Source organism: Actinopolyspora mortivallis DSM 44261, from assembly GCF_000384035.1.
Classification (GTDB): domain Bacteria; phylum Actinomycetota; class Actinomycetes; order Mycobacteriales; family Pseudonocardiaceae; genus Actinopolyspora; species Actinopolyspora mortivallis.
Genome location: NZ_KB913024.1, coordinates 1301293 through 1325754, shown reverse-complemented (window position 1 = coordinate 1325754; position 24462 = coordinate 1301293). Strand labels below are relative to the sequence as shown.

The window sequence follows — 24462 nt, the reverse complement described above, 5'->3', positions numbered from 1 at the left end:
GACGTTCGGGACTCTCACTTTTTCACCCCATCAACTCGGCACTGCTGAACTCTCTTGCTCTAACCCTCGAACGCACTGCAGTGCGTTCGAATTCGACGAACACGCGAGGAAGAGACAGATCACACGCCCGGCGCGTCGACAACCTTAAATTAATCAGGACATACCATCAGATCGATACACCCTTAAAAGTGCACGTCACCTCTGGAGAGTTCGCCACCATTCAGGGTGATCACGGTACCACTCCACGACCTTGCTCAGCCCATCATCAAAGCTCCAGAGCGGCTTCCATCCCAATTCCTGACGAATCTTCGAGTCATCGATCGCATAGCGCATGTCATGACCTTTCCGGTCCGACACCCGGCGCACGCGGTCCCAACCCGCGTCACACAATTCGAGCAACCGCGCGGTCAGTTCCAGGTTGCTCAGAATGGTACCGCCTCCGACATTGTAGATCGATCCCGGTTCCCCATAGGTCAGTACCCGGTCAATAGCCTGACAGTGATCGTCGACGTGCACCCATTCACGTACATTTTCACCATCGCCGTAGAGCGGCACCGCATAGCCGCTCAAAAGATTCGTAACGAACAGCGGGATCATTTTTTCGACGTGCTGGTACGGGCCGTAGTTATTGGAGCAGCGGGTGATCCGGACGTCGAGACCATAAGTCTGGTGGAAGGCGCGCGCGATCAGGTCCGAACCCGCTTTCGAGGCCGCGTAAGGCGAGTTCGGCTGTAACGGCTCCGACTCCGTCCAAGTCCCTCTCTCTATGGAACCGTATACTTCGTCCGTCGAAACGTGCACCACCATACCCACCCCGACACGAACACAAGAATCCAACAAATTTTGAGTCCCTAGAACGTTGGTACGCACGAAATCGGCGGCCCCGACCAGCGACCGATCAACATGGGATTCCGCAGCGAAATGCACGACAGCGTCGTGCTCCGGTAGCAGCCCGAACAGCAGATCCTGATCGCACACATCGCCCTTGACAAATTTCAACCTCGGGTGCTCATCCGGCAAATTAGCAATTTTTCCCGCATAGGTCAGATTGTCGAGAACGGTAACTTGGACATCGGGGCTCCCGGGGCACCCCCCGGCCAGCAGCCTCCGCACGTAATGCGATCCGATAAATCCCGCGCCACCAGTGACCAGAATTTTCACTCACTCCTACCTTTCATGCGCGCCGCCCCCGCTCCCGTGAGGCAATCGGCATCTGGCTCATGGTCCCCACCACAACTGGCGAACGTACCGCCGCACAATTTCCGATCACGGAATCGAGCAGAGCGACCACTCTACCGAGAAGCGCGCAATCCTCCACGATTGGGCCCGCAGCAATCAGATTCCAACGTCCTTCGATAATTTATCCCCTTCACGGTTTTCCCGGAAAAACCGCATCCTCCTGTTTCCCGTAGAGGACGAGACTCGCCCGGACCGAACCCAGCAAGGAGAACTCTCTCCGCCATCCCAATTCCGATTCGGCCTTCGCGATGTCCGCACACTGCCATCGCGATCCCGGCCGCAAGGACATCGTCGTGGAGGAGAACTGATAATCGATTCCTGTTTCCTCCCGGAAGACGTCGAACAGTTCCCGAATGGTCGTCGCTTCACCAGATCCGGCATTGTAGACGGACGCCAACGGAAGATCGGGGCGTCCAAGAGTCAACGTCACCAACCTCGCCACGTCTCTGACATCCACGAAGTCGCGTGTGGTCTCCGGACGCGGAACACTGGCCACTACCTGCTCGGAGCTCTCCGCCAGAGCATTTCGATACAATTCGACCGCAGATGCCCAGAGTCCCTGGGAACCGTGACCCGGTCCTACGACATTGAAGGGACGAACGATTCGAATGGGCACGTCCCTTCCGTACGCCGCACGAACGAGATAAGAGGCCCCGGCTGACTTCGAAGAAGCATAAGTCGAGTCGGGTGTCAGCGGGTCCGACTCACGTACCGCCACGCCTTCGGGCAGCTCACCGTATTCGTGTGCGGAACCGATGTGGACGATTTCTGCGACCGATTCGGACATCTCGCACGCGATACCCAACCGGCGCGCCCAGGTGATGTTGTCCCGGAGAACGGTAGGGGCGTCCGTGGACCACGCCGCTCCGGCCGCGTTGATGACAACGACCGAACCGAACTGTTCCAGGAATCGAGTCAGCGTGACTTCCGACCAGTTCCCCCCATCGTAGTACGGAGCCTCCACATCACGTGCCGCACCTCCGGCACGTCCGCGCCGATCGAGATCCACGCAACGCCAACCGTCCAGTACGAGGGCTCTCGATATCCACCTGCCGATGAATCCGTTCGCGCCGAACACGACCGCCGTATCGGCCATGTCACACTCCCATCCTAGTCATCTGCCGCCTGTACTACGAACTCGGCGGCCTCACTCGCACCGTCCGTTCCCACTTCATTCACGAGTCCTCGCCACGTGCTGGAGAGAAGAGAGCGGCATTCGGGAACCAACTCGGTGATCTGCTTCCGGACTGAGTCACGCACGATTTCTGCCTTCCGAGCAACTCCTTCGGCTATCGCCGAGTAGACGTACTCGTTCCCTGGCGCTTCGCGGTTCGCCGCCTTGCTTCGAGCCAACTTCTCGTCGACGACCTCGGAGGGCCACCTGACATCGGTATCCGCTCCGGTTCCCGATTTGTGGATCTCGGCTTGCTCGAACCCCGATACGTTCTGTGGTGGAAGACGAATCAGCGGAGTACCGCAGGAACTCGCTTCCAACAGGCTCATCAACCCCGGCTGAGTGAGGCAGAGGGAACTCTCGGCGATTCGTGAGAGGTATTCATCGCGTCCCAACGCACCGATCCGGAACTCCGCATACGAGCGGTACGGCTCAACGATCTCGTCCAGCACGCCTTCCGCCACATTCCCGGCGATCACGATATGCTCGAACCCGGAATCGATGAGTGCGTCCAGGACGCCCGGAAGCACCAGCTTCGGATAATTACTGGTGTTCTTCATGTACATGCCCAGAATTCCGCCGAGTGTGACGATCGCCTGACGATCCTTCTGGAACGCTGTCTCAGCTCCACCCGACATTTCACCGGAGTGCAGTGGCACGACCGCCCCTATCCAGCGCAGATTCCGGACCGTCTCCATCCAGCTGAGGGTTTCCTTCTTCAATCCGGGAAGATTCATCGCGAGGTAGTAGCTCACCTCGCGCGGTGGCACCGAAAGATCGTCCCCCCGCCATAGGAATGGCATCAGGTCCAGGAAGACCGTCCTGACCCCGGCTTCCTCGAACGAGCGCGCGGCAAAGCCCTCCAGCGCCACAAGAGCCACGTCGAGCTCCTTCGCCTCAGCGATTCGGGTGAGCGCACGGTGGTCGGCTCCATCGAACTCGCACCACTCGTCCACGACGTCGCGCAGAATGCCACGGCCGTACTCGCTGCCGAAACCGACGATCCGGCAGTGCCCACCTGTCATGCGCCGCACCTCACGCAACGTGGACTCCAGGGCGGCATGCGGCCCCCAGCCGAAGTTCACGCCGAGGACCCCTATCCGCACACCACGCGTCGTCACGCTCGCGGTCTTCATCACCGCCCTCCATTCGAACGGAACTTCAGCGCCCGGACGACATCGGCGCTTTCCCAGAACCGATCGGAGGTGGCCTGATTCGATGCCAGCTCCAGCGCTGACGTGCACGCCTTCTCGACGACAGCCGGGTCGCCGAGATTCCCCTCCACTACCTGAAGATCCAGGAGTTCTCCCATCCCCCGGATCATCGAGGAAAGCCTGGAGAAATCCAGCGTCACGACCACGGTCGGTCGGCGCATCGAGGCAGCATAACCGAGTTCGAAAGCCACACCGGCTGAAGGGGAATCGTCCACAAGGGCACACAGGCAGTCGGAGGCCGTGAGAGCACGGAGATCATCGCGCATGCATTCTTCCGGTGGCAGTCCTTCTTCGCCCCACGCCTCGTTGATGTGGGAGCTGAACACCGACGCACCGTCCGCACGCAACCTGTTGTAGTACGTGAGAATCTCTTTTTTGCGCTCCAGCACGAATCCTGTCTCGGTCACGTGACCGCCGAACCGTGCAGCCAAAAAAACTTTGGACATAACACCGACTCCACCACTCACTTGACAACCGCTTTCACGACCATACTGCCACCGTATTCACCGCGTTTCTTTCCTGTCATATAATCACGAAATGTTATTTCCTTCAGTTCGAAACCGGAGCGACGCAGCAGGCCGGCCACCTCGGATCGGTTGAACAAGTGAACCGATGTACGAAATACACGCCCCCCGGATGTACACGAAGTGACAAAATCCCCACCGCGCGACGAAAACATGTCCTTGATTTTGTTGCGACAGACCGGAATGATACCGTAGTGAGCTACATTGTAGCGATTATTGACATCGAATATCAATATGCCATCCGGCTCAAGAAGCTCCCTGACCTGCCGCAACGACTGGACGATTTCCTCCGCAGGAACGTGTCCCAGCACATTCGACAGGCAAGTCACAATATTGAACAAGCCTTTCACTGAATCTTTCATCAGCGGATCCGTCAACGAGACAGCCACCACCTCGGCGCCCGGACAGTTACGTTGGGCCAGTGCAGTCATTTCACTACTTTCGTCGACCGCAACCGCCCGCTTCGGACCGATTCTCGAAGTCAATCGATCGAACCGCTCGCCAGTACCGGTCCCTATATCCAGTATGGCCACCCCGTTCCGTTCGGCGGCGATACCGACGATCTCATCCTCGACTGACTCGATATACCCCGCATGCTGGTCCATGTACGATGAGTAAGCCTCGGCAAACGCATCATAGAACTGCGCCGAACTTGTCAGGTCACCATCCGAGTACCATTCTTTTCCCGACATGCGCTTCCTTCTGTCACAGATATTTCAAGCAATCATCGACGTCGAACCGGCCCCAGTCAGCAGCTTGCTCCAGCGCCTCCGCGACAGCTTCTTTCGATTCGTCGTGCTCAGCCTCCAACACGTGCCGACAGACATCTCGCAACTTTTCGGTGCTCACACCGCTGGCCCACCCGAGGTAGTAGAACGCCATCGCACCACGCCCGAGCGCACGGAACTCGGGCTCAGCGGTCGACAGGACGAGGTTCTCGACCGCGATCGGCTCGCTCCAGGGATCGTCCAAAGCGGGCTCACGACCGTCTTCGAGAGCGAGATCGTCCCACAGCGCTGCGGTAATCATGTTCCAGGGCAGGAACTCCCTCGGAGTGTAAGACTCGGCGAGCTCCGCATAGACCTCGAGGTAGTGCTCAGCTAACGATGCGGCGCTAAAACCTTCCGCCAGTGAGCGTCCTGCAGTGATGATCCGTTCGCGAACATCCGGATCATGCCACAGGTTACGTACCGCGTCCGCGATCTCCCCGCCATCCGGGGCGCCGACGTAGAGTGCTCCCCGTTCGTCTCCGAGGTACTCGCTGATGCCGCCGGCCCGCGTGGCGATGACCGGACACCCCGCCGCTTGAGCTTCGACGTTGACCAGCCCGCCACCTTCCGACTTCGATGCCACTACCGTCGCGAAGGCACTTCGAAGCAACCGTGCCGCCACTTCGATTGGCACCTCCCCGAGGAAGGAGACCCTCTCCCGGAGGTCGAGCTGGTCGACGTATCGTTCCAACATGCGACGCTCGCTGCCCTCTCCGGCGATCACCAGGTCGAGCTCCGGCATCTCGTCCCGGAGGATGTGCATGGCCTCGACGATCTTGTCCACCGACTTTGCGGGCTCCAGCCGCCGGAGTGACAGCAGAAAGGGTCTGTCGTTCCCGTCCTCCTCAGGAGCAGCCAAGTTGAACAATTCGTAGTCGATGCCGACGTAAAACGTTGGCACCGGGGACCTGTTCCCCAGCAACAGCTCGGTCTTCCTGGCGAGATCGTCCGACGCGGCGTTCAACAGGTCCGCCCGCCGCATCGCGGGAAGCATTGAGTCCTTGCTGGTCAGGAAAACCTTTCTCGGATCGGGATCCACCGGGTCCGGGATGTCGTAGCCCCCCACCGTCTGAATGACCGGGACATTCCACCAGCAGCCCAACAACTCGGCGATCATCGGAAGCGGGCGTCGCAACCCGACCACCTGAATCACATCCGGCTTCGGCATCTGCTGCACCAGCAATCGAAGCTCCGCAGGCGTCCTCCGGAAGTCCGATGGGAGCACCGCGTTACCTATGCGATGAATCCAGATTCCGTTGCGCTGCTCCAGTTTGGGAGTCGTATCAGGAGCGTGTCGTGTCAGAACGTCGACACGGTGCCCCCGGGAGGCGAGCACGTTCCCCAACTGGTCGATCGGGTCCTGTGCCCCGCCGGTGATCGGATAGTAGACACTGCACACGAACAGGATATTCACTCGTGTTGACACCTCAATAGGAGCGGCCGTATTCGGTGACCACGCTCATCACGGTCACCGGAACAACATCTTCTTGAACGAGTCCCGGCATATGTCCACAAAGGTACTGCTCGCCTCGGGGGTACCGAGATTGCCACAGCGGTATCCGCCTTCGGGACATCGTCGGAAACAGGTTCAGAAACACATATCAGAGGAGGACAGCTTATTCACTCGCCTTGTAAGTCTTCCCCTTTAAACCGTAGACCTTGTCCACCGGAAATCGGTCTATGTTGACCGCGAGCTTCTTGTCGGCGGCTTCGATCAAGTCGAATCCGCAGTGCCGTGAAAAACGGATCAGGTAGTTTAGAATATCCGCCACCTCGAACGAGACCGACTTCTTGAACCCGGAATCGTTCTCCAACCGATCCAGAACTTCATCACTGCTCAGCCACTGGAGCTCGGCCAGGAGTTCTCCCGCCTCGCCACCGATCGCCATCGACAGACTCCGAGCATCCTCGAGTTCATCCCACCCGCGCGCCTGGGTGAACGCCAACAACCTCTCGCTGTAAGCCTTGAGGCGATCCGTCTTGCGCCCGAGGTGCGTCGTCTCGTTGGAAAGCCAACCCCACTGTGCGGCGACCTTTCCCTCCCCATACGCCCCTGGGAGCAACCCCTCCAGCGTCCACATCTCGTCCTCGAACGCCGTTACCGTAGCCGCGTCGACTGGCTGGTGCGTGTAAAGCTTATAAGTGCGTCCGGTCGCCCACTCCTGCGCGAACCTGAGAGTCTCCTGCATCGCTCCCCGTGAGACGGCGCAGAGCGGCATGAGCTTGACCGAGCCACCCTTCTTCGGGCCGAACGCGACGACAGAGCTCAACACACCGCCCTCGTACCCGAGGTAGACCTCCTTGTACTTCTGCTCAACCACGCGCTCCCGCTTGCGCTCCTGACCGGCCACCAGCGCTTGGACGAACTCGGTGTCGATCCCGTCCGCGAACGCCGGCATGTGCTCCAGCAGGAAGTCGTTAAGTTCCTCGTACTTCTCCGGTGAGTACTCCTCGAACTCCAGTTTCTCCTCATACGCGCTGATGTCGTCATCAACGTTGATGTAAATCGCGTGCTCGATAACACCCGGGCGGTACTGGCTGTCCGCCTGCGAACCGCATGTCCAACCACGGTTCAGGTAAAAGGTCTCTATCCAGGAGCTGGACTCTGCCACGGTGCCGTACAACTGGCGCACACCACGCGCCTGGGCGACTTCCAAGGCCTTGTCGAGCAGGGAACTGCCAGCACCGTTGGCACCCCTGTAATCCGGATTGATGATGAGCGGACTGATCTTCATCGTTCCTTGTCGCTTCTCTGCGATGTTCATCACGCCAATGAGGTCATCACCCAACATAGCTACGAAAACCCGCTGTGTCAGCGAAAAGTGTCCAACGGCGTCCTTTCCACCCGCCAGGTGCGCATCCAGGATGCGGTCCGCCTGGGCAATGTGGTCACCGTCGTAGTTGCGCCGGAGCGTACCGTGCAGAAGGGCCCGGACTGCCTCTCGATCCTCGGATGTGGCGTCCCGGATCGACAGAACTGCCGATTCCTCGAGGTCCGAAAGTTTCTTGTTGTGGTCACTGAACTGAGTACTCAATTGAATCTCTCCAAACTTCCTGCCAGTCGTCCAAGACTGTCTCGCTTGCTGCCGCGATATGCTGCGGTTCCTTCCTCGACGCGAGCGGGCGAGCCACATCGCCCGCCTGATCGTGTACACGTGCCCCCGGGGGGCAGGTGGTCCCGCCGATCACATCGGCGGAGCCTTGTCGTGCGCGGCAGCTATTTCCTCCAGGGCCGCAACCCGTCGAATGATGGCCTCTCTGTCCACCACCCCGGATACCATTTCGTCTCGTCTGTAGCGGCTGCCCGCAGCCAGACACGCTCTGCTCGACGTAGCCGGCTCGGTTGTGACCACCACAGACGGTTCAGGATCGTCCCGCGTGCGCTCGACCACACGACCGACGGTTTCCGGCGGAGGCGTGAAAGCTCGATGCAGCTCGATTCTTCGATAGCCGTCCGCAACGACAACACTGTTCGCGTACTCGTCTTCGATCGCCCACAGTCCCCCATAATTCGAATTACGTTTTCCCGTGTCCGAACCCGCTATCGCGAAACCGCAGTCATTCGTCGGAGCTCCCATGAGCATCTTGCCGACTCGGATCCCGTCCGCGGAAGCACCGAGCCGCACTAATGCGTCGATGCAGTAGGTCCCCAAGTCAGCGGCAGCTCCGCCGTGCTCCGGCGCCATGCGGAAGTCCGTCGAGTTTCGGCCGGGGATGCGGAACGCAGCTGATACTGTCGTATTCGCTGCCCAGTCCGTTGTCCTCACGCGACCGACGAATTCACTCCAGACCGGATGGTACGGGTACGAAAGGCACTCGAAAACCGTTCGATTACGCTCTCGGGCCATCCGATCCAATTCGACGACCTCACTCGAGCGGAGACAGATCGGCTTTTCCACGAAAACGTCTTTGTCTGCGGCCAGCACTGCCCGGCAATCATCGAAGTGGCGTCCGGTCGCGCTGGAAACATAGACGGCGTCGACATCCGTAGCGGTGAGCACTGCCACGCGGTCGACGGTCGCGAGCTGATCCGCTCCCGCATCGAAGCGAAGGTCGACCGGGTGGTCCGTGCCCACGAGGACCGGTCCGGCAGAACCGTTCAATTCCTGAAGGATAGGCGCGATCCGACGCCCCAGATACTCGGAGTTACCGATTGCTGCGATCATGCCTCGATACTTTCCGCCGAGACGATACCTTTCAGCATCACAAGACTTGTGCGAAGTTCGACGCTGAGGTAGTTCCCGTTCCGGTTTAGGGATTCTATTTCTTCCAGAGGAACCCACCGACCGGCTCGTTCGTGAACTCCCTCGTCAACGAGGAAACCTATCTGGTAAGAGACTATGGCACCTCTGAATCTCCCCCCCTCCTCCGCGTGCACGACGGAGTAGACGCTGCCACAATCCACGAGATCAGCCGCTTCCGCCACCATCGATACGCGACGGGCTGCTGTCGTGTAATCCGCTACGTCGCCTCGCTGGTGCGTAGGTTCGAGCGTCGGCCCCTGGACCGAACCAATACGAACTCGTTCGGCCACCAGCATTTCGAGGCCCTTTTCGCCAGTGCGCAGGAGAAGAGAGCACTGCCCCATGCCCATGGGAGCGAGAAGCGGCTGGTCCCACGATTCCTTCTCGCGGTTCTGTCCCTCGACCCGGCATCCCACAATCGCGAAAAACCGACGGTACCGGTGTTCGAGGCTGTCGGACAGCTCCCAGTTCAGCAAGCTGTCCAGCGGTACCAGCTCGGGACTGGTGCCCAGCGTCTCGTCTCGCTCGACGTGCTCATCCGGCCCTGGGTCTGGGGTTGGTACGGTCGGCGTACGCCCAGCAGGTTCGGAGTCGCCCCCGATTCCGGGGAGGGCATCCAATGGCCACATCGACAGCACCGAACGCAAATCCATATTGATCAGTCGGCTTTGGAGCGTCCCCGCGAGCAATGCGGGGATCGGCACCCAATAGCTGTCCGGAATCGACGAATTAACGCTGTCGGCATCGTCGGCGTCGAGCAGGACGATGCGGTTGCGATTGACCTTCCCGAGGAACCACGCCTCCTGCTCACGTTGCACGGTGTCGGCGAGTGTCGTGCAGGTCTCCGATAACGCGAGACCAACCGCAGACACGTGCGCACCGCCGTGCGCTGCCTCGTAGTTGCTCCGAGTCGCCTGAACGCTCGGGGCCACCTCAATACCGTCCGGAGTGCCCGGCTCAAACTTGAACGTGACCAGACCGTGATATGAGCCCTCGATGACCGTCACGAACAGGCACAGAACTCCTACCTCCGGCTGATCGACTATCGGTTGTTCGAGCATCCTTCCCGACCCCGAGGGGTCCTCGACTCGCGCACCTATGACGCGAAAGAAACGTCCTGTGTGATGGGACAGGGAGCCTTCTTCAGTCATCGACCAATAACGCAGGTCCGATAGCGGTATCGGCAGAACGCGCGCCTCTAGCTTGTTGCGACGCCGTTGGCACTCCGACCGTAACTCCGCCACCGTATCGATCACACGCATGCCAGCTCCCAGCCTGTTGTAAAATACCCACGCATCCGTTCGGGAAAATCGAAAATCATTTTCTTATTCCTGCGCCCGGCCATTGACACGTTCTCGACGAGATACGTCCGGCTGATACCTTCCCACATACTGACCCCAATTCTTTCAGGTTCTACCAGGAATTCTTCTGGCTAGATCGCTCATCCACACAGACCTGGACGTGCTGAACTCCAGCCCCGCCTCACACGTTGGCAGCCGAGCAGCAGAGCAATCCACTCTACGAAAAATCCTCTTCGCGTGACGTTACTTGATGCCGATTTCCACCCCGCGCAAATCCACTCCCATAATGCGGGAACGATCGCTCCTACTTTCATGCCACGGCTTCCAGAAGCCGATCGCAGACATAGTCCACGGAGTCGAAGTCGATCGAAGGATGAATCGGCAGACAAATAACATCACTGGCAAAACGGTCAGCGACGGGAGCTGTCCCCGTGCAATCGATCGAGAACGAATTCAACGGCTTGAAATAAATCTCCGTTCCGATCCCGTAAGAGTCCATCTCTTTCCGAACACGATCGCGCTCCGGAACCAGAGCCGGAACCGCGAATCCTCCGGACCGATCGGTGGAGTCACGTTCGCGGACAAGCTCGACAGGTGAATCCGCCAATCGCTCACGATATCGCCACATAATGGACTGGCGCTTGTCGAGCTCGCTCGGCAAGTTCTCGAGCTGAGCCATACCGATCGCGGCCGCGACATCTCCCATGTTGTATTTGAATCCGAGTTCAGGAATATCGTACGGGTTTCCCCACGATCTCGTCGACATGTCGATACCGAGCCTTCGAAGACGTCGCGCGCGATCGGCGGACTCGGCGTCCGGGAAAGTGACGCACCCCCCTTCACCGACGGCGAGCGCCTTGGTTGCATGGAACGAGTACGCTTGAATGTTAGGAGACGCGCTCAGCGGATGCCCGTTCCAGATCGAACCGACGGCGTGCGCGCAGTCTTCGATTACGACGGCCCCGTACTTTCCGACGATCTCGGACAGAGCGGCCACGTCGCAGGGAATCCCAGAGTAGTGGACGACGATCACGGCGCTGACGTCGGGGGTGCTCTCGATAATACTCCGCACTGAATCAGGATCGATATTTCCAGTAACACGCTCGACATCGGCGATGATGACGCGACATTGGTGGAAGAGCACGACGGCCGCAGTCGATACGAAGGTGTTGGCGGAGACGATTACCGCCGATCCCTTCCGCACCCCACCCGCCACCAAAGCCAGGTGCAACGCCGCCGTTCCCGAATTCACGAGAACCGGGTTCTTTCCGATCAGCTCAGGCCTTTGCAGCTCGTTCTCGAACTCCTCCGTCACTGGCCCGAGGCCGATCCACCCCGAATCAAGTACATGCCGCAGCCGATCCAACGCGGATGGTGCTACCCGAGGTCGGTACATCTGAACATTGTTGATTTTCGAATCGTGTTGCATTTCGGCCTTGCCTCCGCAGTGCCTACCGACTACATGTTCGTCATTATTCGCCAGTACGAGGTCTTGACCGAACCGTTCGACCCGACCGGGACGCTCGTCCAACGCTCCACCAACGATCAAAGCTGCTGTGGCGAGCTCTCCCCTCGTTCAGGAAGTCCGACGAAAAACTCGCCTTAGCCCGCAGAACAGCACCCAAAAGATGCTACTCCCGCACATCAGATCGCTCTTCCATCAGGTGTAGAGTCATCTGCCGGGCTGTCCTGAAATCATGAACTTCCCTGATTTCCACTGTTCTTCCGATAGTTCGACCGAGCAGCCCCGCCACAACTGCAGCCAGCGCCGACGTTCCACCCAGATCAAAAAAGTCGCCATCCAGCGAAAGATCGTCTACTCGGAGAACTTTCCGGAACACGTAGAGCACCGTATTCAGAAGATGTTGGTCGAATTCGCCGTTCCCACTCCCCGAAGCAGCTCCCCCACCTCCTGTTTCCCGGTCACCGGGCTCCTCCGGCGCGGGCGTTGGCAGGGCGGAACGGTCTAGCTTCCCGCTGGGAAGGAGCGGAATTTCGTCGAGCTGGCAGTAGCGGTCGGGAAGCATGTAGGAAGGCAGGGCCGTACCCAGCATTCTTTTGATCTCCGAGAAGTCCAACTGGACCTCCAGCGCAGACACGACGTAAGCAACGAGCGCCGGTTCATCGTCTTTAGCGAGTGTTCGCTGGACCACCAAGGCATTGCGCACCTCCGGGAGATCCTCCAAAGCAGCGGAGATCTCGGACAAAGAAACGCGGTTACCGCGAACCTTCGTGAGTTCATCTTTTCGCGACTCCCATTCAAGGCTTCCGTCACCATGTCTTCTGACGAGGTCCCCCGTCGCGTAGGAACGAACGCCCCGGTCATCGGTGCCGAACGCGCCGACCTCGGTACTGTCCTCACCGCAGTAGCCCCGGGCGACCAAGCTGCCCGAGATGACCAGTTCACCTACATCGTCCGCAGAATCGTTCGTGATCGAAAGTCGGGTGTCCGCGAACGGGTCTCCCAACGGCGCGTAGGACGTGTTCGGGCTGAGCTGCTGACACGAAACCCAGACGGTCGCCTCGGTGGGACCATAGAAGTTCCACAACGTCTCCACCGCCTCCAGGAGCTCTCGTACAGCAGCCATGTCGATGGATTCACCGCCGGTTACGGCGGTCAGTCCGTCGGTGCGGTCCATCCCGAGGGCTAGCAGGATCTTCCAAATCGTCGGTGTCGCCTGCATGAATGTGACGTCACGGAGCAGCGGAAGCAGTTTCTGCGGACTCCCGGACTGCTCGGAGGTAGCCAGGACCATCCGTGCGCCGAGCGTCAAAGGTAAGAACAGCTCGGGGATCGACATGTCGAAGCCCACTGTGCTGTGCGCGAGAACGATGTCGTCGGAACCGAGCCCCAGCCGATCGGTCATGCTGTCAAACAACGTCGACATGGATCTTCTGAAAACTTCCACCCCCTTCGGTGCGCCCGTGGATCCGCTGGTGAACAGCACGTAGCCGAGCGCGTCCGCACGGGGGCGTTCAGCGCGCAACGTCGCGGCCCCTGCCTCGGGGGAGGCGTGGCTGACGAGCATTGGTTCGCCCAGCTCACGGCCCAGGTCTTGATGATTCGGATCGCACATGACCAACCTGGGACGACTCAGGGTCATGAAGCGTCGGAGTCGCGCCCGCGGTTGCTTAGGATCCAGCGGAATGAAGTGCGCTCCCAACGCGAGGACAGCGAGCAGACTGGCGATCAGTTCGGGTGTTCGTCTCTGGTGCACACCGACGCCGTCGCCGGCGCGCACACCGGAGGCGGCGAGTTCCACTCTGAATCGTTCGGCGATCTGCATCAGCTGCCGGTAGCTGATGTGGCTGCCGTCACTCTCGATCACCACGCGGTCCGGAAATTGATCGGCATTCCGGATAATGCGATCGAGCAGATCGGGGGTGGGCTGATCGCTCGACTCATGACTCTGCTGTCGCTGCAACTTCGAAACCGCCTTGAAAGTATTGAACCGCGAAGCCACGGATGTGTTCCGTTCAGCCGAACCTGTATGCCAACCAGCGATCGCCGTAGTAGTCCGTCGGGGCCCCGAATCGAATCCGCAGTTCCCCCAGGAAGGAGCTGACGGCGTGCACCTTATCCAGTCCGAATTTCTCCACTCCCTCTACCAAAACGGGAACCGAGAGAGGGTGGGTTTCACTTTTCAGGAGAGCTTCGGTCGCTTTACCACCGGTGGATGCCTTTTGAAGACCGGGAACCGCAGTGAGCACCGGGGCCATGGGGTCGCTAAGAGGGTTTTCAACCAGGAACGAACTGAGTCGCCGTCGTCCAGGCTCCCGAAAAGGTGAGTGATATGCCTGATCCGCCATGTCCCGATCAACTACTTGTAGTTCCGCAGGCCCTGCGGTCCGCATCGATTCCAGGGTGGAGCGCAGCCCGGAGAGCATGATCATCCTTCCAGTACCATCGAAGACAGGACCGTAGTCGACCGATACGGACATGCTGTCCACATCGTCGTAGTACCTCCAGTCGTCGAGCGTCGGTACAAACGTGAAGCAGATGGCCTCGTCCAGCGAGGTATCGGGCAGGTGGCGGACCCGGAGCAGGTCCACAACCATCTCGACCGAGGCAGCACCCGCCATGTGCAGCGCGGCGAGTTCACCCAGGGAGATGCCACCGTAGACCTGCGCACGACCGAAATCGGCTTCGAGGATCTTGGCGATGCTCAACATGGCAGCCATCTGTCTCAACGAACGTAGCACAACAGCACCGACATGGGGCGCCGGCCGCGCCAGGAGCTGGTCGACCTCGACCCCGGATGCTGCGGCCACCTCGCGGTAGACGGACTGAGCTGTCTCTGAGCTCTCCACCATCGGCGCGTATCGCAGGAAGTCAGCAGTCGCGTCAGCGGGACCGAAGACAATACCTGTAGCCATTCCTCAACACCCAAACTTCTCTCGCCGCCCAGTGCTCAGCGCAGGACGTCCCGGTATCCTTCCGAGACCAAACCGGAGATACTGCGGTACCATGGTGGCTCCCGAGAGGGAGCCAGTATCGGTCCGGCAACGTTCCACGCATGCACTCATGCCTAACTCCATCCTTACAAACTCAATCTCGCGCCGTCCCCATTTCCACCGAAACGATTCGAATTTTCCCCGATTCGACGGGATCATGCCCCTCTGAATACAAGGGAAAAATAGTCAATCACTCCTTTTTGACCAAAATTGCTCCCCCTTGCGACGAAATGACGAAATCATTAGAATTTCTCATCAATAATGGCATCGCAACGGTGGCGAATTATTTTACCACTCGCGGTTCGTGGAACCGCTTCCACAGGAATCCATCGCTTAGGGATCTGAAAGGGTTCCAGCCGTTCGCGCAGCTCGTATCTCATCGTGTCGAAGTGGTCGTCCGGTTCGACACCAGCGACATCCGACACGATCAGGGCGACGAGCGTGGAGACGCCCTCTACCCAGGAAGATCGCACGGCGCAGTCCCACACGTGGTCAAACTCGCGAATCGCCGACTCGATCTCGATCGCGGATATCGAGATCCCCCCTACATGGACGAAGTCATCGATGCGACCAAGTACCACGAGTGCGCCGTGCTCGTCCCAGTACCCGTAGTCTCGGGTTTCCAACCAGCCACCGGCAAGGAGCTCTCGTCTGCCGTCAACGGTCGCGGCGGCCGCCGGGATGGTCGGTCCCGATACCCATACCGCGCCGATCTCGTGGTCCTCGTGCCGTCCTCCCACCATCCTGATACTCGCATCTTCCACCGGCCGCAATTCCACGCGGTACCCGGGGCGGACGAATCCCGCGCTCCCCTCGGAACGAAGCTCTTTACCATTCGCGCAGAACGCGTTGCCGACCTCCGTGGAACCAATCTGGCCAAGAACGGGAATCCCCCACAGATTTTCGAACCGCCGCGCTAGAGAAACCGGAAGTGGTTCCCCTGCGGAAACTATCGCTCGGAGCGACGGTGGTGCTTCGATAGCGTTCTCGTCGATGTGGTCAGCAAGCATCGACAGAGCTGACGGAACCGAGAAGGCGAGCGAGGCATCGTACCTATCCAGGCACTGCGCGAACTCGTCCGCGCTTCTTCGTTCAGAATTGAGCACGACGGAGGCTCCGCTGAAGAGCGGATAAACGAACTGGTTGCTGAACCCATACGTGAAGTAGTACTGAGAGAGCGAGACTATGGTGTCGTCCGCTTGGATGTCGAGACAGCTGCTGCCACCGACCGCATCGTGAAAGATCGGCAGGTCATCGCTGGTGTGCTCAACAGCTTTGGGAGACCCTGTCGATCCGGAGCTGTACAGGTAGTAACGGGAAGGTCCGAATACGGAGACATCGGGCATGCGGAAGTCGTTCAAGTGCTCCCCGGAGGACTTGCCGACCTCGGTCAGCGTGCTTCTCTTCCACGATCGCAATAGCTTCATCGTCGGCATGCTGCGTAGACACAGCTCACCGCTCTGATGAGCGAGCAGGAAACTCGCCGAGAGTACCGTCAACTGCCGCGATTGCGCTCGCCAAGTTAGATCAGGATTCAGGACCAACGGGACGGCCCCGATCAGATGGAGAGCGAGGAAAGCAGGATGCCATTCCAATCGGTCCCCCACCGCGAAACCGATGTGATCACCGGTTCCTACTCCCGATTCGGCGAACTTGTCCGCGAGGTACCGCGCGATTGAGTGAACATCCTGGTGTCGGTAGCGTTCACCCGTTCGTTCGTCGATGAGCGCCGAACTGTCTAACCATCCGCCTCGGTGCGCGAGCTTTTCCGAGAGAATAGCCGTATTATCGTTCATGGTTTTCCGGCTCTTCTTCAGTACTGTGGTGCGGTGGCGTGCTGGCCACCGCGCTGTGCACAAGCTACGAATTGGACTGCGCTTTCGGCGTGACTGTCACGCTCCCCGAACAGGTCCGACTCGATCTCTTCTTTCGCGTTCCGGAACGGGGTCCGGGGCCACTTGCGCGGCCCGACCAGCACGAGTGGCCACCTCGATGACGTAGTCCCCATACCCACTGTTGGCATGGACCTGACCGAGAGCATGCTCGGGGCTGAGCCACCCCTGGAGCATTGCGATCTCTTCGATGCAGGCGAAGCGCACTCCCTGCCGGTGTTCGAGGAGCTGGACGTACTGCGAGGCCTCGACCAACGAATCGTGGGTTCCGGTATCCAACCACGCATACCCACGGTCGAGATCGATCACTCTGGCGGTTCCCCGCCGGATGTAAGCGCGGTTGAGATCGGTGATTTCCAGCTCACCGCGCGCCGAGGGGGTGAGCTGGCGGGCCAGGGCAAGCACGTCGTTGTCGTAGAGATACAGGCCGGTGATGGCCCGACTGCTCTTCGGTCGCATCGGCTTCTCCTCGATGGAGACCAGCCGGCCTGCGGCATCGGTCTCCCCCACGCCGTAGCGGCCGGGATCGCGCACAGGATAGCCGAACAGAATAGCGCCGGAACCTGATTCCACCTCGTCCACAGCCCGGCACAGCAGACTGGAAAAGCCTTGACCGTGGAAGATGTTGTCCCCGAGCACCAGTGCCACGGAATCGTCACCCACGTGATCGGCACCGAGGAGGAAAGCCTCGGCCAGCCCGTTGGGATGGGTTTGCTCGGCGTAGGTGAACCGAAGCCCCCACTCACTGCCATCGCCGAGCAGGCGCTCGAACGCGGGCATGTCGGTCGGGGTGGTGATGATCATGATATCTCGTATTCCGGCGAGCATGAGCACCGAGATCGGATAGTAGATCATCGGTTTGTCATATACCGGAAGCAGTTGCTTAGATACCGCTCGAGTGACCGGCTGCAACCGGGACCCCGAGCCACCAGCCAACACGATCCCCTTCACCACGCACCCCCACTCCGGCCCGCGCGGACCTCATCAACCACGGAGCCACCCACCGGAGGCGATCGCCACCACTGCTCGCGACACGGAATCACGGTGACAACGGCACCATCGATGTCTACGTCGATATCGGAACCGGGGGGCTCTACCACTCGCTCGCGCTCGAACACGATGACTTTGACAGCACGTTCGCCAGTGGACTGCGAGTGTTTACACCGTTTCCCGTTAGATTCGTGCAGCGACCGCGCTGCACCGGACAACTCTCGTTTAATGAACAGCGTAATTCCCTCCAGAAATGCAGCCCACAGCATGAATACCTCCTGCTGCGGCCAGTGAATCATCAACGAAAGAACACGATTCAGTTCTGATCGTGTGTACCGCATGGCCAGTTGCAGTTCCTTCAAGCCACTCTGGCCATAAAGACTTCCTCCGGCAGCAGTAATCCCAAAGAATTATGCGGCTCCACGACGGAGTTCAGCATCATGCACCCCTCCAGAGAGTCGGCATCCGCGACACATCGCCCATCGGTTCAATAAGATTGCTCACCCCCGGTGTCGAGGTTCCATGCTCATCCTCGATGTTGTCGATCATTGCACGGTTCTCGTCGTAGGTCAATGGCATACACCCCCCGCTTCCCCGACCTGCGGGTTCATTTCAGAACACTGACGGGGAAAGTCCGCAGCGGAGAATTATACAGCGGGCGGACGGGAGGATCAGATCGTACGTTCAGAGGAAGGGTTCACACGTTTGGAGGAGAGATTAATATTTTTGGGGCAGGCACCGCTGCCCCAAAAGGAGAGAACATGCAGTCGTCACGACGTGTCCGGCAAATCAGGATCTTGCTAAACCCGCACCCCAGCCGGACACGAGAACCCGCTTTGAGCGGCGAAAACATGACACCAGACTGAGCAAGCAGGGGCGCTCTTCCAACACGATGGTCACTTGGTTTTTCATGACCCTAAAAACGAAAATGCAGACTACATGATTTATGTCACTCGACGCACAACAAAGATGGTGTTGCTGTCCAAGCCGGACTCCGATATGCTCCCCGAAGAACAAGGTCCGGATCCGGAGGTAAAACACCAGACAAACTTCTTCTCGAGCATCAAAGCGGCTGAGCGCGACGTGAAGAAATTCACCAACGAGTCACCTGAAAGCATCTATGCTCCCAACTTACGAGTAGGAGCATTCTGCAGTCAGGAACAACGGAAAGTGCTCGTCGTGTGCTACACTCGCCTCAAATTTGTCTTTCCGAACTGGGGACAGCTATTGGTTAATTCGACGCTACCGCACACTGGGGGTAATGCAGTGGCACGGGCCGGCACCGTTCGCGGTGTTGCACTTGAACCCGCTCCAGCGGGACCATTCAGCGCAACAGTAATGTCGCGCTTCACGCAAGAACCGGGCAGCGCGCAATCACCCGGGAAACACTCGGAGCATATCCGCCGACTGAGACATCGCCACGCTCACGCCCGCCGGTGAACGAACAGAAAAATAACCGGCCGTTCAACGAGCTTCCCCCGGCCGGCTGTCTTCCCGACATCACCGTCGAACAGGGACGCGAGTGGTGCGGACGCACATCGCGTTTCCACTTTTTCCGGGCCGTGTTAAGCAATCTGTCATCCGAGGTGTTCTGTGCGTACTCTCATAGTTGACAACTACGACTCCTTTACCTATAATCTTGTACATTACGTCGCCGAGGTGACCGGTTGCGAACCAACGGTGATCCTCAATGACACTCCCGAGTGGTCGCTGGCGGAGTTGTCCCGGTTCGACTGCGTGATCCTCTCGCCCGGACCGGGTCGGCCGGACCGCCCGGTCGACTTCGGCTGGTGTACGGAGATCATCCGTGCGGCGCAGCTGCCGGTGCTAGGTGTCTGCCTCGGACACCAGGGTATCTGCTACTTTCACGGTGGCGACGTCATTTTCGCACCGGAGGCGTACCACGGGCGCGTGTCCGAGGTGGTCCATGACGGAAGGGAACTGTTCGATGACATCCCGTCACCGTTCGATGTGGTGCGCTACCATTCCCTCGTCACCGACCGGCTTCCCACGGGCATCGAGCCGATAGGTTGGACTCCGGACGGCGTCGTGATGGCCGTGCGGCACCGCAGCCTGCCCCAGTGGGGTGTGCAGTTCCATCCGGAATCGATCCGTTCCGAACACGGTCACAAGCTCCTCGCGAATTTCGTGCGGCTGGCCGAACGGTGGAATCAGAAACACCGACCGCACCCGTCTGATGCTGGCCCGGATCGGGCGAGCGAAACCAATGACCTCGCGACTCAGCCGAAACCACAGCTGGGGCTGCACCATCGGGTGTTCGACCTGGACCTGGCTCCGGAACAAGTCTACGACAAGCTATACCGCGACTCAGAGCACGCATTCTGGCTGGACAGTAGCCAGTACGATGCCGAACGCGGGCGGTTCTCCTTCATGGGAGACGCAAGCGGTCCGCTTGCCCGGACGGTCGAGGCGGATGTTTCTACCGGAACCATCACGGTCGTGGACGACCACGGTGTGGAGACCGTACACGACTCCTTCTTCGACTGGCTCGACGCGGACATCCGCGCACATCGAGTCGTCACTCGAAACCTTCCCTTCGACTTCGCACTCGGATGGGTCGGATACCTCGGGTACGAGCTCAAGGCCGAGTGCGGTGGTGAGCGCGTGTACGACTCCTCGTATCCGGACGCGGCGTTCATCTTCGCCGACCGAGCGATCGCGTTCGACCACCAGGAGAGGCAGATCCACCTACTCGCGCTGTCGGGCACCAAACACGACGACGAGATGCTCCGCTGGCTCCAACACACAGCAGCACGGCTTTACCAGCTCACTGCGGAGTCCCCCTCCCCAGAATACAGCGGCGCGATCACCGCGCTCGGCCCGCCGGAACTGCGCCACGACAGGCAAGCCTATCTGGAGCGGATCGAGGAATGCCAGAACGAGATCCACTCAGGCGAGACCTACGAGGTATGTCTGACCAATATGATCAGCGCGTCCGGTGAACTCGATGTCTGGCAGGGATACCGTAAGCTGCGCAACGCGAATCCGGCGCCGTTCGCCGCACTGCTTCGTCTTGGGTCTCTGTCCGTGCTGAGTTGTTCTCCGGAGCGGTTTCTGCGGGTCACAGCATCCGGGCAGATCGAGTCAAAACCGATCAAGGGCACCAGGCCGCGATCCGATGAGGTCGAGGAGGATGAGCGGTTACGTCGTGACCTGATGGAGAACATCAAGGATCACGCCGAGAACCTGATGATCGTCGACTTGGTGCGCAACGATCTCAGTACCTGTGCCGAAGTGTGCACGGTACGGGTGCCGAAGTTGTTCAACGTAGAGAGCTACGCGACGGTGCATCAACTCGTCAGCACCGTGCAGGCCCAGCTGAGGCCGAACAAGTCTGCTGTGGACTGCGCACGGGCGGCATTCCCCGGTGGGTCGATGACCGGAGCTCCGAAGATCCGCACCATGCAGATCATCGACCGCTTGGAAGACGGACCGCGTGGTGTGTACTCCGGAGCGCTCGGCTACTTCTCGCTGAACGGAGCCACCGACCTCAGTATCGTAATCAGGACCGTCGTCGCACAGCCATCCGGTGTGGAGTTCGGTGTGGGAGGTGCGATCGTCGCGCTGTCCGATCCCGTTGCCGAGTACGAGGAGACCGGCGTCAAGGCGACTCCATTGCTGCGCCTGGTCGGAGAGGAGCGCATGGAACGAGACTCCGAGGAGGCAGCGGCCGTTGAGGGACCCCTTTGAACGCGCGGAGCATGTTGTGGACTGGGCAGGAACTCGTCGACGGCAGCAGGCCGGAAGCAGAACCTGTCGTGGTCGACTCCTGGTTGTTGTCCGACGGTGGTGTGGTTGGTCTCGAGGACCACGAACGACGATTCCGACGTGCCTGCTCGTACAGATTTCCACAGCTCGCGGCCGACGAGTTGACCTGCTTCCTGGCTGCGGTACGGGAGCGGTCGCCAGCCTCCGGGTCATGGTTCCCCCGCATCGAGGCATGGGACACCGGCTTGGCCGTCCAGTTTCGGTTGGCACCGAAGCGGCGTGAGACCACCGAGCTCTGGGTTCCCAGCGTTCCGGATCCTCGCAGTGTGCCGACCGTCAAGGGGCCTGACCTGCCGGCGCTCACCGGGTTGAGGGAGGAAGCACAGCAGGCGGGTGCCGACGACGCCGTGCTCTGCACGTCAGAGGGTTACGTGGTGGAAAGTGCCCACTCCGCCGTGTTGTGGTGGCGGGACGACGCGTTGTGCGTGCCGACCCCGGTCCTTCCCGCACTGGAGTCCGTCACAGTGTCGGCCGTGCTGAACGTCGCCGTCGAGCACGGAGTACGAATCCGGCGAGACCGGTTGTCTCTGGACGAAGTCGGTACCCTTGCGGTGTGGACGGCAAACACGCTGCACGGCGTGTCCCCGGTCACCAAGTGGCGGTTCTGGAACGGGAAGACGATAGTCGGGCCGTCAGCCTCCGCGGACGAATGGAACTACCAGCTCGACAAAGCCGCGCACCCCGTGCGCAAGCCGAGTTCACCGAGTGACGCTCGATGAATACGACGATTCGCACGCCCCTCGCCCCGCAGGGGCGAGCCGGAAAAGTAAGGGGGCATCTGCTGACCTCCTCGAGGGATACGTTCCGCTGCCCCGTCGGGGGCACAAATACCACAAATATGATAACATCATCATCAATGATCACCGGCCTCTCGGTTTCGTCAAGGATCCGTATCGTCGACGTCGCGTTCTGTCTCATCATGTGCGGTGCAGACGCAAGTACATCGCGACCGGAGGACACTGCCTTCCGAATCCTTTCCCGGGGGAGAACGGCTCGACATACCAGCCGACAGCTGGGCCTGCACGCCCACGGGTCGATCAACAGATCCGTCGGCTGACGGCGCTACGCGCCCCTCTCCGGGCTCATATCATCGTCCTTGTCGGCACCGAGAGAAACTCACTGAGCTCGGCCTTCCGCCTTCTTCTGGGGAGTAAACTGCTGTGGGACACATCCAGCTACACAAAGTGCACTACGTGCTACCGGACGGAAGAGTGCTGCTCAACGACGTATCACTGCGCGTGGGTGAGGGAGTCAAAGCCGCCTTGATCGGGGCGAACGGTGCTGGGAAGACAACGTTGCTCCGGCTGCTCGCCGGCGACATGGAGCCGAGCGAAGGCACCGTGACCCACTCTGGCGGACTCGGTGTGATGCCCCAATTTATCGGTCATGCGCGTGATGACTCGACTGTGCAAGATCTGCTGGTATCATTGTCTGGACCACGACTGCGTTCGGCTGCGAAGCACCTGGATCAGGTCGAGAACCAATTGATCGAGTACGACGACGACGCTACCCAGATGACTTACGCCGAAGCGACCGTCGAATACATCGACGCCGGCGGGTACGAGGCCGAGGCGCAATGGGACCAGTGCTGCACGTCCGCGATCGGCTTGCCCTACCACCGACTTCGGTTCCGCAAGCTGCGACATCTTTCGGGGGGACAACAAAAACGGTTGGCTCTGGAGTACCTCCTGCGCGGGCCGGACGAAGTTCTGCTGCTCGACGAGCCAGACAACTATCTGGACGTTCCGGGAAAGGAGTGGTTGGAAGAGCAGATCCAAACGACTTCGAAGACCGTCCTGTTCATAACGCACGACCGTGAACTATTGCACCGCACCGCAAGTCGCATCATCACCGTCGAGCTAGGCGCAGCGGGAAACCGTGTATGGGTGCACGGCGGCGGGTTCGCCACCTATGACGAAGCGCGCGAGAACCGTCTTTCCAGACTCAGTGAGCTACGACGGCGATGGGACGAAGACCGCGCCAAGCTAGTGCGGTTGGTCAACGAGCTCAAGCAGAAAGCTTCGTACAACGACGACATGTCCGCCCGCTACCAGGCTGCGCGCACCCGCCTGCGGCACTTCGAGGAGGCAGGCCCTCCCGAGGAGGTGCCACGCACCCAACGGGTCCAGATGCGAATACGTGGCAGCCGCACCGGTAAGCGTGCGGTGATCTGCGAAGATCTCGCATTCGACGAATTGACCCAACCGTTCGACGCGGAATTTCGCTACGGCGAGCGGATCGCTGTCCTCGGTGGCAACGGTACCGGCAAGTCGCACTTCCTGCGACTGCTGGCCCGCGGCGGCAGCGAGGGCCAGCAGGAATTCTTCGAGCAGGAGGCCCTCACTCCGGTCTCACACACAGGCAGCGCGCGTTTGGGTGCTCGGGTGGTGCCGGGAATATTCGCGCAGACTCACGAGCACCCTGAGTTCCACGGGCGCTCGCTGCTGGAACTGCTCACCAGTGGCGGTCAGCGTCGTTCCGGGATGCCACGCGAGGACGCCAGCCGTGCACTCGCACGTTACGACATCGTGCACGCTGCCCAACGTCCGTTCGACACACTTTCCGGCGGGCAACAGGCACGTTTCCAGATCCTGCTGCTGGAGTTCGAGGGCGTCAATCTGCTGTTGCTCGACGAACCCACGGACAACCTCGACCTTCTCTCTGCCGAAGCGCTCCAGACCGGTCTGGAGCAGTTCGAGGGCACCGTCATCGCCGTGACCCACGACCGCTGGTTCGCGCGCTCGTTCGATCGATTCCTGGTGTTCCACTCCGACGGCCGGGTCCGCGAGGCACCCGAGCCGATCTGGGACGAAGCGGCCACCGGTTCTCATCAAGCTCCGGGATGAACTGGTACTTCGGAGCACGTACCC

Annotated in this window: 19 protein-coding genes; 4 read left to right on the top strand and 15 right to left on the bottom strand. The window is 60.0% G+C overall.

The features are described from left to right. Positions 1-195 precede the first annotated feature (195 nt). From rfbB to ACTMO_RS23875, 15 genes are all read right to left on the bottom strand, one after another. Positions 196-1161 (bottom strand): dTDP-glucose 4,6-dehydratase, encoded by a 966-nt coding sequence (gene rfbB, locus ACTMO_RS0106480; protein WP_026448940.1) that lies wholly within the window; start codon positions 1159-1161, stop codon positions 196-198. A 208-nt stretch (positions 1162-1369) separates the two neighbouring features. Next, positions 1370-2335, bottom strand: coding sequence for an NAD-dependent epimerase/dehydratase family protein (locus tag ACTMO_RS0106475; RefSeq protein ID WP_084792079.1), 966 nt, complete (start codon positions 2333-2335; stop codon positions 1370-1372). Between the two features lie 14 nt (positions 2336-2349). Next, positions 2350-3549: a hypothetical protein gene (locus tag ACTMO_RS0106470; protein ID WP_019853855.1), complete on the bottom strand. Its 1200-nt coding sequence runs from the start codon at positions 3547-3549 to the stop codon at positions 2350-2352. Beyond that, positions 3549-4073, bottom strand: coding sequence for a nucleoside 2-deoxyribosyltransferase (locus ACTMO_RS0106465; protein ID WP_019853854.1), 525 nt, complete (start codon positions 4071-4073; stop codon positions 3549-3551). The genes ACTMO_RS0106470 and ACTMO_RS0106465 overlap by 1 nt, the downstream gene beginning before the upstream one ends. A 17-nt stretch (positions 4074-4090) precedes the next feature. Further along, positions 4091-4843 (bottom strand): class I SAM-dependent DNA methyltransferase, encoded by a 753-nt coding sequence (locus ACTMO_RS22295; RefSeq protein ID WP_084792078.1) that lies wholly within the window; start codon positions 4841-4843, stop codon positions 4091-4093. Positions 4844-4856: 13 nt separating this feature from the next. Continuing rightward, complete coding sequence (locus ACTMO_RS21905) at positions 4857-6335, bottom strand: glycosyltransferase family 4 protein (RefSeq protein WP_019853853.1); 1479 nt, start codon at positions 6333-6335, stop codon at positions 4857-4859. 202 nt (positions 6336-6537) lie between these two features. After that, positions 6538-7956: a GNAT family N-acetyltransferase gene (locus ACTMO_RS21900; RefSeq protein ID WP_019853852.1), complete on the bottom strand. Its 1419-nt coding sequence runs from the start codon at positions 7954-7956 to the stop codon at positions 6538-6540. Between the two features lie 150 nt (positions 7957-8106). Beyond that, complete coding sequence (locus tag ACTMO_RS0106450; RefSeq protein ID WP_019853851.1) at positions 8107-9087, bottom strand: Gfo/Idh/MocA family protein; 981 nt, start codon at positions 9085-9087, stop codon at positions 8107-8109. After that, the gene (locus ACTMO_RS0106445) at positions 9084-10427 is read right to left on the bottom strand and encodes an NDP-hexose 2,3-dehydratase family protein (protein ID WP_084792076.1); all 1344 of its coding nucleotides are present in this window, start codon (positions 10425-10427) and stop codon (positions 9084-9086) included. Before ACTMO_RS0106445 ends, ACTMO_RS0106450 begins: the two co-directional genes overlap by 4 nt. 349 nt (positions 10428-10776) lie before the next feature. After that, positions 10777-11997, bottom strand: a complete 1221-nt coding sequence (locus ACTMO_RS0106440; protein ID WP_157062812.1) for a DegT/DnrJ/EryC1/StrS family aminotransferase — start codon at positions 11995-11997, stop codon at positions 10777-10779. Between the two features lie 100 nt (positions 11998-12097). After that, the gene (locus tag ACTMO_RS0106435) at positions 12098-13930 is read right to left on the bottom strand and encodes a non-ribosomal peptide synthetase (protein WP_019853848.1); all 1833 of its coding nucleotides are present in this window, start codon (positions 13928-13930) and stop codon (positions 12098-12100) included. A 13-nt stretch (positions 13931-13943) separates the two neighbouring features. Beyond that, positions 13944-14843 carry a hypothetical protein gene (locus tag ACTMO_RS0106430; protein WP_019853847.1) on the bottom strand — a complete coding sequence of 300 codons (900 nt, stop codon included), beginning with the start codon at positions 14841-14843 and terminating at the stop codon, positions 13944-13946. Between the two features lie 320 nt (positions 14844-15163). Beyond that, positions 15164-16717 (bottom strand): class I adenylate-forming enzyme family protein, encoded by a 1554-nt coding sequence (locus ACTMO_RS0106425; protein WP_084792074.1) that lies wholly within the window; start codon positions 16715-16717, stop codon positions 15164-15166. Between the two features lie 96 nt (positions 16718-16813). Further along, a complete protein-coding gene (rfbA, locus tag ACTMO_RS20490) occupies positions 16814-17764 on the bottom strand; it encodes a glucose-1-phosphate thymidylyltransferase RfbA (protein ID WP_051099210.1) in 951 nt (316 codons plus the stop codon). Between the two features lie 477 nt (positions 17765-18241). Beyond that, positions 18242-18376 carry a hypothetical protein gene (locus ACTMO_RS23875; RefSeq protein ID WP_281167484.1) on the bottom strand — a complete coding sequence of 45 codons (135 nt, stop codon included), beginning with the start codon at positions 18374-18376 and terminating at the stop codon, positions 18242-18244. Positions 18377-18703: 327 nt separating this feature from the next. On the opposite strand from ACTMO_RS23875, the gene ACTMO_RS22830 reads away from it, so the two are divergent. The 4 genes from ACTMO_RS22830 (at position 18704) to ACTMO_RS0106405 (ending at position 24438) form a co-directional block, all read left to right on the top strand. Then, the gene (locus ACTMO_RS22830; protein ID WP_157062810.1) at positions 18704-19243 is read left to right on the top strand and encodes a hypothetical protein; all 540 of its coding nucleotides are present in this window, start codon (positions 18704-18706) and stop codon (positions 19241-19243) included. Between the two features lie 153 nt (positions 19244-19396). Beyond that, entirely contained in the window at positions 19397-21514 is a 2118-nt protein-coding gene (gene pabB / locus ACTMO_RS0106415; RefSeq protein WP_026448939.1) for an aminodeoxychorismate synthase component I, read from the top strand. 11 nt (positions 21515-21525) lie between these two features. Then, entirely contained in the window at positions 21526-22311 is a 786-nt protein-coding gene (locus ACTMO_RS20485) for an aminotransferase class IV (RefSeq protein WP_157062809.1), read from the top strand. A gap of 441 nt (positions 22312-22752) precedes the next feature. Further along, complete coding sequence (locus ACTMO_RS0106405) at positions 22753-24438, top strand: ABC-F family ATP-binding cassette domain-containing protein (RefSeq protein WP_026448938.1); 1686 nt, start codon at positions 22753-22755, stop codon at positions 24436-24438. Positions 24439-24462: the final 24 nt, after the last annotated feature.

Coding starts and splice junctions, on each gene's coding strand:
- ACTMO_RS0106470 (WP_019853855.1), bottom strand. CDS start 3,549: ATGAAGACCGCGAGCGTGACGACGCGTGGTGTGCGGATAGGGGTCCTC.
- ACTMO_RS0106430 (WP_019853847.1), bottom strand. CDS start 14,843: ATGGCTACAGGTATTGTCTTCGGTCCCGCTGACGCGACTGCTGACTTC.
- ACTMO_RS0106475 (WP_084792079.1), bottom strand. CDS start 2,335: ATGGCCGATACGGCGGTCGTGTTCGGCGCGAACGGATTCATCGGCAGG.
- ACTMO_RS22295 (WP_084792078.1), bottom strand. CDS start 4,843: ATGTCGGGAAAAGAATGGTACTCGGATGGTGACCTGACAAGTTCGGCG.
- ACTMO_RS0106465 (WP_019853854.1), bottom strand. CDS start 4,073: ATGTCCAAAGTTTTTTTGGCTGCACGGTTCGGCGGTCACGTGACCGAG.
- ACTMO_RS0106450 (WP_019853851.1), bottom strand. CDS start 9,087: ATGATCGCAGCAATCGGTAACTCCGAGTATCTGGGGCGTCGGATCGCG.
- ACTMO_RS0106445 (WP_084792076.1), bottom strand. CDS start 10,427: ATGCGTGTGATCGATACGGTGGCGGAGTTACGGTCGGAGTGCCAACGG.
- ACTMO_RS0106425 (WP_084792074.1), bottom strand. CDS start 16,717: ATGAACGATAATACGGCTATTCTCTCGGAAAAGCTCGCGCACCGAGGC.
- ACTMO_RS20485 (WP_157062809.1), top strand. CDS start 21,526: ATGTTGTGGACTGGGCAGGAACTCGTCGACGGCAGCAGGCCGGAAGCA.